Source organism: Desulfococcus sp., assembly GCF_050178255.1.
Lineage (GTDB): Bacteria > Desulfobacterota > Desulfobacteria > Desulfobacterales > Desulfococcaceae > Desulfococcus > Desulfococcus multivorans.
On the sequence record NZ_JBFXGG010000082.1, the window covers coordinates 1 to 13,149 of the forward strand.

Genomic DNA, 13,149 nt, shown 5'->3' on the forward strand with positions numbered 1-13,149 from the left:
AGCACCACCATCCGCAGCACCACCATCCGCAGCACCACCATCCGCAGCACCACCATCCGCAGCACCACCATCCGCAGCACCACCATCCGCAGCACCACCATCCGCAGCACCACCATCCGCAGCACCACCATCCGCAGTGATTTTCAACGTAATACTTGGATCATAATTGGACTTGTTTCCTGCGGATGCCAACATGATAACACCGGCTTTGGCACTCTCCTGGATCGCCCGCCTCACGGCCGGGCTGTCCTGACGATAAGCGATGCTCATGTTGACGATCTTGATGTCGTTATCAATGGCCCACTGAAGGCCATAGATAATATTGGAGAGAAAGCCCATGCCGTCATCACCCAGAACCTTGACGGAATAAAGATCAATATTCGCTCCTGCTCCCCATCGATGTTGGGGGTCCAGAATTCCGCCGATGATACCGGCGACATGACTCCCGTGACCGTTATCATCAAAGGCCGTTTCAGTTTTGAGTTTAAATATATCGTCGCTTTCAACGAATTCCACGACGTTAACAGCGCTTTCTGCAATACGCCATAAATAACGATGATACGCTTGCATACCCGTATCAAAAATGGCGACGGGTGCGCTGTTCATTTTTAATTTTTTCAATGCAAAAGCAACCGGATCCGGGATGTTATCGTGTTGAAGCACGCCAGAAAAAAAACGATCGTCATAGGGTTGGTCAAACAGTTTGAGAACGCTCCAGGGCGCCTCGTAACGATGTTGCTGCCTGTCCAGAAAAGGCGAACGCGTCAACGGCCTGATAAAACTGACGCCCTGGCCGTACAGACTTTCATTGCCGGACAGTTCAAGATCGCTCTCTATGGATGAAATACGATAGTCCGCAGCCATTTCCGCATCGCTCACGTGCTCCGGAACCCCCATCACCAGTCCGTCGATGATGGGAATTTCCATGAATGTGACAACACCCCGTTGTCTCCATTCCCTGGCGTAAGCCCGAACGTCTGACCAGGTTCTGCCTTCATTGAACAGAACAATCTTTTTCCGGTAATTGTCAAGGAGATGCCTCGGGTTCCTGTGATTATCAAGGATATGCCTCAAGTTCCGGTAATTATCAAGGGGATACCTCGAGCTCTGGGCGCAAAGAGGTGTAAGCCCCACGAACATCAAGCCCGTCAGGACGACAGCCGTATACCACATCAATTTCAAATATTTCAACTCTTCCCCCCATGATTATCGATTCAATTCGATACTTGTTTTTTAAAAATATTATAAAATGTTACGCATTTAGAAGATGTCACCCGTCAAAAAAGCATATGAATTTAATTATAAAATGATTTTAAAAAAAATCTCCTCTTCCGACAAGGAACAATTCATTTATATTTTGTTCGGGAATTGCCAAAATAATTCAGGCAAATCGTGGAAAGCCGAAATACGGCGCATTGCCGATCGGCCGGCGCAATGCCTTCTGATCAGGGTACGGGTACCCAATCAGATACCGAGGAATTCAGCCATATGCTCGACATTTTCGGTCAAACATAATGTCTATCGTCCTCATTTGTGAGGCTTGAAATCAATCCATACCTTGCGGAAAGGGATGTAAGCGCCTCCCAAGTAGCTGATTTCAACCCCTTTTACCCAAGGCTGAAACAGATAGTTGAAGCTGTTGACATGTTGCGTGATGATCGGCGCTTCCGACATGACCAGACGTTGGACCTCACGGTAGATTTCGACCCGTTTCATATAGTCCATCTCTCGTCGGGCCTCTTCAAGTGCCTGATCAATGATGGGATTTGAATATCCCATCCGGTTGGTTCGGCTCCTGGAATGACAGAGCACATAAAGAAAATTATCCGGATCCGGATAATCGCCATACCAGGCGGCATAAAACAGCGGTACTTTTTTTTCGTCGATCAAGGACAGGAAATGCTGCCAATTATCGGCCACCCTGGGGATCACCGTAATACCGACGGCCTTCAAATATTTCTGGTAGGCCTGAAGTTCAAGCTGAACGCTCTCGGATTTGGAAAAGGTCCACAGTTCAAGCGGCGGAATCCCCTTACCGTTGGGAAAACCAGCCTCCTCCAGAAGCTGTTTGGCCTTATCCAGATTATAGGTATATCCAACAAAATCCGGATTGAATCCGGCCAGACCGGGCGGGAGGATTCCCTTGGCCCTGATGCTTCCCCGCTTGGTGATCTCCTTCACGATCGTATCGGTGTCTACCGCATAGGAGATGGCCTGACGAACCTTAATATTGTCCAAAGGCGGTATGGTGACGTTTATTCCGACATAAACAAGGTTGAGCAACGGCTTGCTGACAAGGTTATATCGTTTTGCATAATCCGCACTGGACTTGATCATTTCATACTTGTCACTGGGAATGATGGACTCTTCCAGATACCCCCGCTCGAAATCGCTGAACATGTTTTCAATTTCATGGCTTGGATAGATCTGAAAATATAAGGTGTCAAGAAAAGGGCTCCCGTTAAAATATCCGTCATTTGCCGAGAGAATGATGCCCTTTCCCGGTGTCCAGGCATCGAAGCGAAACGGCCCGGTTCCAACAGGATTTGTCCCGAAATCTATCCCTACAGCCTCTTTGGGTATCACTTTGGCGTTTGCCATGGCGAGTATCGAGAGGAAAGGCGCATAAGGCTGCTCAAGTCGGATGAGCAGCGTATGCGGATCCTTGGCGACGAGCCCGGTGACCCTATCGACGAGTCCATCGTTGAACGCTTTGGCGCCTTCGATGTTCAAAAAGAACAACGCCACTGGTGATCGGGTCGCAGGATCGAGGATCCTTTGAAATGAATAGACAAAATCCTCAGCCGTCACCTGTCGGCCATTATGAAATCGCACATCCTTTCGAAGGAGAAACGTATAGGATTTGTGATCTCTCGCGATCTTCCAGATATCCGCTATGGCGGGAACGATATTCAAATCCTTGTCATACTCCACAAGACCGTCGAAGATGTTGTTAGCCACATTCACGGCATAGATATCGGTAATATACGCCGGATCGAGCGAATTGGGTTCCCCGGAAAGGGGAATATTGTATTTTCCTCCGGGAACCGGTCCTGGAGCCGCCCAGGCCAAGGTAGCCCACACCCCCCATGTGAGCGTCGCCAAAAACGTCAATAGATGTCGTTTACGGATCATGTTTAACAGTCTCATCTTCTCTTCTTCTCCTTTTCATCGGGATTCCATTTAAGGAAATAACACCCTCCAGGCTTCATGGCTCTTTCCTGAAACTCACTCGAAAACCGCCTGTTATGCGACAGGCCTCAGATCACATCTACCCGGGAAGGGTTCACCGAACGGCCACTATAAATCAGGATATCGCAGTCGCTGTCCAATCGGCCACAAAAGCGTAAAACTGGTCCAGGGCGCTTTTCCAGGGTCAGGTTCGTTTGGCGATCGGCAGTTGAATCAATCGGCTTTCTTCAAATAATTCGTGTGGGTTTCTGACTGCCAACTGCTCTTCATAAATTTCCAGAAGGACATCCACCACATCGGAGTCAAATTGTTGTCCTTTATTGTTGACCAGTTCGGTTTTGATAAGGAGCGCCGGAAGCGTATCCCGATAGCTTCTTCTGGAATTCATGGCGTCGAATGCGTCGGCTGCGATGATGATCTTTTCCGATACAGAGAGCTGATGGCCCATCAATCCATCCGGATACCCTCGTCCGTCCTCTCTTTCGTGGTGATGACGGACGATGCGTCGTTCCTCTCTGAGAGATACGATGGGTTGAAGAATTTCCTCACCAATGACGGGATGCTGCTGGATCACTTGACACTCCGACCTATTCAATCTACTGCTTTTATTTAGTATATTATCCATGATCCCGATTTTCCCGATATCATGAAGCAACGCGGCGTTGTAGAGGACCTGAAGGGAATGAACGTCCAGGTTGATCCGTCTGCCGATTTCTCGACTCAGGTTGGCCACCCGTTCTCCATGACCGTGGGTGTATTTATCCTTGAATTCCAGTGATTTGGCGAGAGATTTGATGGAACTGATATAGGCGTTTTCCAGTTGAGCGAATAATTTAATATTTTCGATGGACGTAGTGGTCTGACTGGCCAGGACACAGAGGGTCTGTATCTCCCCCAGCATCATGATGCTTCTCTGACGGCGGATAAGATTGATGAATCCCGCAATCTCCTTGGACTGACGCAGTGGTATCGAGATGCGTTCGAGTTCAGGAAAGGAACTGATGCCGGACTTGACGAACGGTGAACCGAGACCGGATATAGAAGCATTTTCACTGATAAACATAAGAGGCTCCGCATCCAGCAGCGGCGGCTTTTCAAGAAGCCGATGATATTTCACGCGATCGTTCTCGTTCACCGAAGGCTTGATGACGCTTGCCACCATTCGAGTCGAGTCATCCGGCTCTACGATCAAAAGTGATGCAGCCATGGTATCGGTGGCCGAAAGTACCACTTCCAGAATCTGGTCATAAAGACGATCGTGGTTTTTGAGGGAGGTCATGGCCTGACTGGCATCAAAAAGATACCTGAGCCGTTGGTTCGTGAGGGTCAGTTCCGCATTGGAATTCTCTATGATTCGAATGTGATCCTTCAGCTTTTCCTGCATATTTCCGAAACGGCGCGCTAAATAACCAATTTCGTCTCGGGATTCCACCCGAATCTCCTGGTCATAGTCTCCTTTTGAAATACCCTCGACATGTTTCATCAATGTGGCGATCGGCCGGGTAATGCGTGTCGAAAAAAGCACGGAGATCAAACAACTTATGATGAGAACGATACCGCCCAGAATCAGAAGTGTTCTCCGGGTCTGATCAATGCCGGCATTCATGGACTCGAGGGACAACCCGATCCGTACGGTGGCCCAATGTTTTTTGAGGACGGTAATAGGTGCGGAAATTTCGCAGATATTCTGTTTAGGGTCATTATCCAGGACGAGGTATCGGACCGAGACGCTTCCAGCGTCAGACACTTGGGTGGCGGGCAGCGATTTTAAGAGGGACGCCTTGAAGCGAGGGACACCTTTATAGGCTGCCGTCTCACCGTCAAAAAGCTGGATCGAGGCATATACGAGTTCATTTTCCGAAACGGTTTTGGCTACGTTCTGTTCCATGCCGACATAGTTGTATGTCGAGACGAGGCTCGTATTCACGGCGGCAAGGTTTTTGGCGATGGTGACCCCTCGTTTCAGGAATTCCTCTAAAATCGAGTTGTGCATCCTTCGCTCCACGACCATGATGGTAATGGTCATGATCATGCACTCCAGGAGGATGATGCCGATCATGAATTTGGTCTGCAGGCGAATGCCAATATCAGCTCTCTGTTTTGGTGCTATCGATTTCATGATCAACATGTTTTCGCACGAGAATAAAACAGGTTCATAGCACGGGATATCAACATCGGATCCATTACGTCACGACTCCACCAAAACCACGGTTTATACAATCAGACATTGTTGCCCGTCATCTGAATCGAAACCAAGGCATTTTTTACCAGGAAGACCATAATTGTTCAGACAATGCGCATTCCTCCATTTTGTTGATATAAAAACGTAAATCAGTATCAACAGCACGCGATCGACGGTCATGCACTTATGATCGGATCAGTAACGTATAACCCTGAAAAAAACACTATAACTTTTTTTATATTCTTCTTGGCCAAGAATATGTGAAATACATCACAAAAACTCGGAAATTTCAAACATAAATGCACCGGCCTCATTCGAAATCAGATTAATTCATAATTCCTCGAGCCGGATATCGGCGGTTTTGACCCTGAAATCGATCGATACGAACGCACATCAGCCCTTCACCACGGCCATGGGCCGCAACCGTGCCACCTTACGAGAAAGGCCCGCGCCGTGCACAACCGCCACAACCTGGGAAATGTCCTTATAGGCATCCGGCATTTCCTCGGCCATCGTGCCGCGGCCGGTCCACCGGACCAGGATACCTTTGTCCTCCAACTCCCGATAAATGGCCCGGCCTTTGGCGGCCTTTTTCGCGGCTGTCCGGCTCAACACTCTGCCGGCACCGTGACACGTGGAGCCGAATGTCTCCGCGAGAGCCGTCTCCGTTCCCACGAGAACATAGGACGCCCTCCCCATGTCGCCGGGCACCAGCACCGGCTGCCCAACCGACCGGTAGGCGGCGCAGACCGCCGGGTGACCGGCCGGAAACGATCGGGTCGCCCCTTTCCGGTGAACACAAACGGTGCGACGTTTACCCTCGATCAGATGTTCTTCTTTTTTGGCGATATTATGACAGACGTCATACAACAACCGCATGGCAAGGTCTCGGGGTGAAATATGCAGCACATTCAGTAAGACCTCCCGAGCCAGGTGCATAAGGATTTGACGATTCGCCCAGGCGTAATTGGCGGCGCAGGCCATGGCGGAAAGGTAGCGCTGACCTTGGGGAGACTGGATCATGGCACACGAAAGTTGACGATCGGGCAGATCAAATGGAAGGGTCTGGACATGTCGTGCCATGACGGCCAGGAAATCGTCGCAGATCTGATACCCCAGGCCCCGGGACCCCGTGTGAATCATCAGCGTAACCTGCCCTTCATAGAGGCCGAACGACCGAGCCACCGTATCGTCGTAGATCTCGTCCACCACACCGACTTCGAGAAAATGGTTGCCCGATCCCAGGGTTCCCAGTTGCTTTTTGCCCCGAAGCATCGCGCGGTCGCTCACTTCACCGGGATCTGCACCGGGAAGCACTCCCCCCTCCTCGGTGTGCTCGATATCCCTCTCTTCGCCGAAGCCGTTCTCGACCGCCCATCGACTGCCGGTCCTGAGAACGGTTTTTTCATCCCGCTCGGTGAGCTTGACGCTCCCCTGGGAGCCGACTCCGGAAGGAATGTTCCGATATAGCCCGTTCACCAGGTCTTCCAGACGCGGCCTCACATCCCCCTCCGCCAGCCGGGTAGTCGCCAGCCTCACCCCGCAGTTGATGTCATATCCGACGCCGCCGGGAGACACGATGCCGTCCTGCCAGTCAAACGCCGCCACTCCACCGATGGGAAATCCGTAACCCTGATGAACATCCGGCATGGCCATGGAGGCCTTCAGGATACCGGGAAGAGAGGCCACATTGGCCACCTGTATCAACGTATCTTCCTGCCGTATCGCCGCGATCATGTCCCCGTCGGCATAAATTCTGCCCGGAACCCGCATATTGCCGGTCCTGGGCAACTCCCACACATAGTCATTGATTTTGATGAGTTCCCTTGTCATCATTACCTCCCCTTTTTCGGTTTGGCTACAACCGGCGTCCTTTCATCGGCTTCAGCGCCGAGATATCAGCCACCCGGTTCCATTCTCCGGATCGGCATGACCTGCGAGATGGCGGGATGCTTGCAGCAGCGCTGAATCTTTTTGAAGAAAGGCCGCATGAATTCGAACATTAATAATTTCGAGCATTAATAATAAAGATATGCCCGGTTCCAGAAAAAACCAAAGGTCAATGCCGTCGCAACCCGTTGAATGATTTCTGATCCACCGGGATATCCATATTTCCATGGACGTCTAAACGAATTTGTAATATCATCCGGTTGTTCGTAACGCCTATCGCCTCCTCTTGAGGAAGTCCAATGAAAATAGACGGTCTCCGATATCCATTGATCATCGCCCACCGGGGCTACAGCGCGAGATATCCGGAAAACACCTTGATCGCCTTTGAAAAAGCCCTCGAATCAGGAGTCCAGATGATCGAACTGGACGTAACGCTGACACGCGACCGGAAAATCGTGGTCATTCACGACGAAACCCTTTACCGGACGACAAGCGGCCGCGGCAAGGTTGCCGATTACACCCTCACTGAATTGAAGATGCTGGATGCGGGCGGTTGGTTTTCAGATCGTTTCTCGGGGGAAGCCATCCCTGGCTTGACGGAAGTGTTGACGCTGGCAGGGGGTCGGGCCACCGTCAATATCGAAATCAAACCCGAGGCCTACGACCCTCGACACCCGAAAGACGCCATCGAACGTCAGATATGGCGTATGTTGCATCATCGACACCTTCTGACGGATGTATTGGTTTCCAGTTTTGAGGCGGAGATTCTTGCAGAGTTGGCTCGGATGACCCCGAAACCCAATTTGGCGTTTCTGACGAAAGGCAGAACCGACACCGGTGTTTTCGATACCTGCCGAAAAATTGACGCCTTTTCCTGGAATGCCCACTACCGCGATTTGAATCGAACCCGTGTTGAAAGCGCCCACGATCTGGGACTGAAGGTCTTTGCCTACACGGTCAATGCACCCGACGACATTCTGGCACTGATCGACATGGGGGTGGACGGCATCTACACGGATGATCCCACGGCGGTCGATATGGACCTGAGATGCGGGCGTAGGGTTTCATAAATGGGGAGGTGGGTGGATCGAAGACGCGGCCGGTTTAGACGATGGCTCAACCGTCTCATCGATGCGGTAAGCTTCAACGACCAGATCCGGGATCTGGCGGAGATGCTCAATCGGAAAGTCGAGCAGTCCGAAGAAGCGACGCCGGATATAGTCTCCCATCCCGGCGGATTCAACCGTGCGTTTCGAAAGCGGCGAATGGGTATTGCCGAATCCTATATCCGGATCGCCCAGAAACTGGTGCGCAGCGAAGTACACAACCGGCTTCACGCTCTCAAAACCCTGGTGATGCTATCTCTGCACGCCAAAACCATCAGTATGCCCCTCAATACCGCCCGCGTCCAGACGGAAATCATGAAGGAAGCCGTCAAGAACATCCGAAACCGCCGTCGGCAGATGGAGATGATCGCGGATTTTTCCCTGGCCTCTTACGGTCATGAGGCCACCATCCGAAGATTTCTGAAGGAGCTGAAGCGGCTGGAGGTTCCGGAAACCGGCCAACCCCTGAAGAACCTCGACATGGGGTGGGACGCCCACGTCCACGACAACCTCTCAGAGGGCAGAAAAACCCCGAGTCAGTTGGTTCTGGACGCCTTCATCAAGGGAATCTCACGCCTCACCCTGGCCTATTACGACATTCCCCACCGGGATATTGTTTTTGAAGCGATGGAAGCCGGAAGGATACTGGGTGTCGAGGTATCCATCGGCATCGAGTTCAGCGTAGGGCGTCGAACCCGCAGAAAACACTTTCTCTTTCTTCCGCCCGCCGTCACGTTTGAGGCCTTTTTGGAATTCTTCAATTCGAACTGCGCGGTGCTCGCCCATTTTTACGACGGACTGGATGAAAATCGAAACCATCGACGGCGGGTTATCACAGAGATCCTGGAACATTTCAACCGGACCCACCTCATCAACATCAACCAAGGATTCGGCGAAGACAGCATCTTCGCACTTCAGCCGCTTCAGCTCGCGGACCTCGAAAAAATCGTTCCCTACGATCAATTTTCCCGAAACCATCTGAGCGAACTGCTTTATGAGCAACTGAAAGCCGTCCTGAAAAGACGGGTGCTCCTTCTGAAAGCCCAATTCGAAATCTCCCGACAGCTCTTCAGAGAGGACACCCTTACCGGATGGGAACTGGAGCAGATTTCGGCAACCTATCGTCGCATCCGGGAACTTTACACGACCCTAAGCCCGGCACACATCAAAAGCGAATACTTTTCAGGAAAAAATATCTTCGATTACGATTCCGCTTTTGCCTCCGAAGCCGACATCATGCCGGACCTGAAACAATCCGGGGCCCTCATCACCTACAACCACCCCCTGGAACACGGGTTCGAATCGGCCGTGGAAACCGTTCTTGCCGCCCACCCTTACATCGACCAGATCGAGTTGATGAACATGCGGGACAGCATGGGTCGGGACCCTTCTGAAATCATGCGCCTGACGCGCTTCGTGAGCCTGATCAACACCGGCACCTTGTCGGAAGCAAAGCAATTCCTGGAGGATCTGAACCGACGCCCCATAGACAAATCCCGCCTCGAAAGCGCCTTTGAGAAATACCATCGGAACCTTCTGGTTCCCATAGCCGCCAGCGCCGCCACCGGGTGGAAGCCTCAGGTTCCGGGTATGGGATTCATTCGGGAATCGCGCATCCCGAAAAAATCCCGCAAATATTTTTGCCAGACCCATTATCGCCTGCCCCGACCTGTTTCAGATCTGATCAACGGCGGGGGACGCAGATCGAGTCCGGATCCGGAAAACGACAGGGCGACCGGTACCGTTGACGAGATTTACTGCCTGGGCAAAAGCGGCCATTTCAGACCCAACCTGGTGGGTGACGAAGCACCAATCGAAAATATCGGACTGCGGCGAGCCTGGCGCTACCTCAACCCAGCCCTCAAGAATATGATTCGCGTCGTCATCGGCTTGTTGCCGGCCTACCTCTGGATCGGCTGGGAATATACCTTGATCTGGTTCGGGATTACCTTTTTCCGGAACGTCTTCGTGGATCTCGTCGCCTTTTCAGGTCCCCGCCCCAAGGCATGGTCCTTTCGGGACGTCAATCTCGACAACACCACCCAATCCCTCTTCTGGACCGGCTTTTCAGTTCCCGTCCTGGGAATGGTCAAGCTGGGATTCGACTATTCCTGGCACTTCGCCTTCACCGGGCTCCTTTTCGTGTGGCTCAAATTCCTGGTAATCTGCATCGCCAACGGCCTTTATATCTCGGCGCACAACAAAATCAGGCGGTTCGACAACCGCGTCATTCGCGCCAATTTCTTCAGGAGCATCCTGGCGTGGCCGTTTTCAGCCGCCTTTTCCCCTGTCGGCAACCTGATGCAGGTGCCCAGCATCGTCCAGGCCAAGTTCTGGTCCGACGTGGTCGCAGCCGTTATCGAAGGCACCGGGAAGTTTCAGCAGAAAATCGTTCTCAGAAAACGGGACTACCGCGAAATCCTGCCCCAGCTCCGGTCCGGGGACAGGGATGCCCGCATGACCGCGATGATGGATACCCTCTATATCTGGGGCAAGCGCCAAAGGGGCGCCAGCGGGCTTTCACAGATCCTTCTGGGCAGAGGCGGCCTCAAGGCGGCTGTTTTGGGGGTTTTCAGAAAGGGTGATGCCAGGGATCGGGAACGGCAGGCAGCATCCGGTGCGGCGGATCTCGATCTGATGATCGAGCGTTTCGCGCCCCACCACGTCACCCCGGAGCTTTCCCGGTTCATCCTATCCAAATACACCCATAACGAAGCCATCGTGTTGATCGACATGCTCGACAGCCATCTGATCGATTTTCACGCGTGGTTGAAAAAGCTCCGGAAAAAATCCAGGGGCGGCACACCGTCGAATATCGCCGCTTCCTGAAGGCAGCCGCCCGAAATGCCTAAATATCGAAGACGACCCGTGCGGTCCATCCTCCCGATGACGGGGCGACACGGATCTGGTGATAGGTGACGGCCTTGATTTCCTGGAGAACGGTATGGCGGACGGGGTCGAAGGTTTCGTAGTGAAGTCGAGCCGAGAGGACAAATGCCGACAGAGACAGGATCTCGACCTTCACAACGAAGCGATCCTCGCCGGTCCACTGATAGAGGACCTCTCTGAGCCAGTTGACCATGAGATCGGGCCAGTCGTCGCCGGAAACCTGAACAACGAGGGTCTCGGAATTCGCGGCTCCGGACTCGCGAATCTCGGCGACCACGTCAAAGAGGGCGAGAACGGTGTCCGCAAAGAGCGACGCCAGATCCGCGGCCGTCACCTCGAGGCCGAAATCGGCCGGATGATCGATGATCTGATAGGTCATGGTTCGTTTCATATCATTTTTCGCTGAATTGGGCAATGCGGCAAATCGGCGTCTCCGTCGATGCCACAGAGTCGACTTTACCACCCATGTGATCGGAAACCCACGCCATGGAATCCAAAAGGATTGGATCGAGAATGAAAATACGAATCCTGATCGCCGACGATCACGCGATCGTTCGGGAAGGCCTCCGGGCGCTGATCGAACAGCAGAAAGACATGCAGGTGGTTGGAGAGGCGGAAAACGGAAGGAAGGCTGTTCATCTGACCCGGAAGCTCGTGCCCGATGTCGTCATCATGGATGTCAGCATGCCCGAACTGAACGGTGTTGACGCGACCCACCAGATCAAGTTCGATACCCCCAAAATCAAAATCATCGCCCTTTCCATGTACTCCGATAAGCGCTTCGTGTCGGGAATGCTCAAGGCCGGTGCTTCGGGATTCATCCTCAAGGAATGCGCCTTCTCGGAGATGGTCACGGCCATCCGCGCGGCCGTAAAAAACGAACATTATCTCAGCCCTAAAATCACTGCCATCGTGATCGAGGATTACATCCACCAGGTTGAAAATCCAGTCCCAAACCTGCCTTCGCCTCTGACACCCAAGGAGCGGGAGGTACTCCAGATGATCGCCGAAGGCAAACGCACCCGCGACATCGCCGATGTGCTCAACATCAGCGTGAAAACCGTCGAAGCGCGACGCAGAAACATCATGGAAAAGCTGCAGATCACCACCTTAGCGGACCTGATCAGATATGCCCTACGCGAGGGTTTGAGCAGCCTCGATATCTGAGGTTCACCGATCTGGACGCTCCGGAATCGGACGACGACGAACCAACGTCCTGAACAGATAAGGGATTTTGTCAAATTAAATTCATGTATTTTTTCATACAGTTTTTTCGGTATCTTCACCATTTCCTGCCTGAAACATAGGAATTTCCTATCCGCTATTCAGGAATTATCCGATTGCGTAAAAGGACAAATTGACGTATCTGATATTTAAACGTGTTTATACGAAAAAGTTTTCCAAATCCAAGCAGTCACGCTAATCGACAAACCTTCTTCTTTTCGAGCGATGGGTTGAAGATCAAGGAAACGTTATCCCTGATTTTTCTTCAACATAAGGTATCCTCAACTGGCCATTTTCTGATTCAGCAGCCAGAAGTTCCGCGTCAGGACGCAAAATCATACTGAAGCCTTGCGTCCTGTTTCCCATAATTGAGGAAAGTAACCCCAAAAAAACAGAAGGAGGTCTGTAACATGTCAAAAAAAAACAATCTATTCGTAACGATAATTTGGGTGCTCGCGGCGTCTGTGGGCATCGCAGGGGTAAATGTTTTCGCATTGACGCCCGAAGAACAGCTCGGAAAGTCGATTTTCTTTGATGAAAACCTTTCCATCAAGCTTAACCAATCCTGCGCAAGCTGTCATGCCCCCGAGGTAGGCTGGACCGGACCCGATTCGGTTATCAATGCACAGGGATCGGTTTATGAAGGATCGATTCCAGGCCGCTTCG

General features: G+C 51.9%; 9 protein-coding genes. 4 read left to right on the forward strand and 5 right to left on the reverse strand.

Going from position 1 to position 13,149, the window contains the following annotated elements; genetic code table 11:
* From AB7S84_RS13070 to AB7S84_RS13085, 4 genes are all read right to left on the reverse strand, one after another.
* Positions 1–927 (reverse strand): S8 family serine peptidase (locus tag AB7S84_RS13070; RefSeq protein WP_428154910.1); only part of this gene is annotated, 927 nt, incomplete at its 3' end.
* Positions 928–1,527: 600 nt separating this feature from the next.
* Positions 1,528–3,150 (reverse strand): ABC transporter substrate-binding protein, encoded by a 1,623-nt coding sequence (locus AB7S84_RS13075; RefSeq protein ID WP_428154912.1) that lies wholly within the window; start codon positions 3,148–3,150, stop codon positions 1,528–1,530.
* Positions 3,151–3,376: 226 nt separating this feature from the next.
* The gene (locus tag AB7S84_RS13080) at positions 3,377–5,311 is read right to left on the reverse strand and encodes an HD domain-containing phosphohydrolase (protein WP_159449747.1); all 1,935 of its coding nucleotides are present in this window, start codon (positions 5,309–5,311) and stop codon (positions 3,377–3,379) included.
* Positions 5,312–5,767: 456 nt separating this feature from the next.
* Complete coding sequence (locus AB7S84_RS13085; RefSeq protein ID WP_269466183.1) at positions 5,768–7,210, reverse strand: RtcB family protein; 1,443 nt, start codon at positions 7,208–7,210, stop codon at positions 5,768–5,770.
* Positions 7,211–7,563: 353 nt separating this feature from the next.
* Here AB7S84_RS13085 and AB7S84_RS13090 point away from each other — a divergent pair, with 353 nt between their 5' ends.
* Complete coding sequence (locus AB7S84_RS13090; RefSeq protein ID WP_428154916.1) at positions 7,564–8,334, forward strand: glycerophosphodiester phosphodiesterase; 771 nt, start codon at positions 7,564–7,566, stop codon at positions 8,332–8,334.
* Positions 8,335–8,346: 12 nt separating this feature from the next.
* Complete coding sequence (locus tag AB7S84_RS13095; protein WP_428154918.1) at positions 8,347–11,199, forward strand: hypothetical protein; 2,853 nt, start codon at positions 8,347–8,349, stop codon at positions 11,197–11,199.
* A 19-nt stretch (positions 11,200–11,218) separates the two neighbouring features.
* Here AB7S84_RS13095 and AB7S84_RS13100 read toward each other — a convergent pair whose 3' ends face one another.
* The gene (locus AB7S84_RS13100) at positions 11,219–11,650 is read right to left on the reverse strand and encodes an archease (RefSeq protein ID WP_428154920.1); all 432 of its coding nucleotides are present in this window, start codon (positions 11,648–11,650) and stop codon (positions 11,219–11,221) included.
* A 122-nt stretch (positions 11,651–11,772) separates the two neighbouring features.
* Between AB7S84_RS13100 and AB7S84_RS13105 the strand changes: the two genes are divergently transcribed.
* Complete coding sequence (locus AB7S84_RS13105; protein WP_428154922.1) at positions 11,773–12,426, forward strand: response regulator; 654 nt, start codon at positions 11,773–11,775, stop codon at positions 12,424–12,426.
* A 467-nt stretch (positions 12,427–12,893) separates the two neighbouring features.
* Positions 12,894–13,149 (forward strand): cytochrome c peroxidase (locus AB7S84_RS13110; protein ID WP_428154924.1); only part of this gene is annotated, 256 nt, incomplete at its 3' end.

What these genes read in the sequence shown, in the direction of transcription:
- AB7S84_RS13075 (WP_428154912.1), bottom strand. Translation starts at nt 3,150, where the DNA reads ATGAGACTGTTAAACATGATCCGTAAACGACATCTATTGACGTTTTTG.
- AB7S84_RS13080 (WP_159449747.1), bottom strand. Translation starts at nt 5,311, where the DNA reads ATGAAATCGATAGCACCAAAACAGAGAGCTGATATTGGCATTCGCCTG.
- AB7S84_RS13085 (WP_269466183.1), bottom strand. Translation starts at nt 7,210, where the DNA reads ATGATGACAAGGGAACTCATCAAAATCAATGACTATGTGTGGGAGTTG.
- AB7S84_RS13090 (WP_428154916.1), top strand. Translation starts at nt 7,564, where the DNA reads ATGAAAATAGACGGTCTCCGATATCCATTGATCATCGCCCACCGGGGC.
- AB7S84_RS13100 (WP_428154920.1), bottom strand. Translation starts at nt 11,650, where the DNA reads ATGAAACGAACCATGACCTATCAGATCATCGATCATCCGGCCGATTTC.
- AB7S84_RS13105 (WP_428154922.1), top strand. Translation starts at nt 11,773, where the DNA reads ATGAAAATACGAATCCTGATCGCCGACGATCACGCGATCGTTCGGGAA.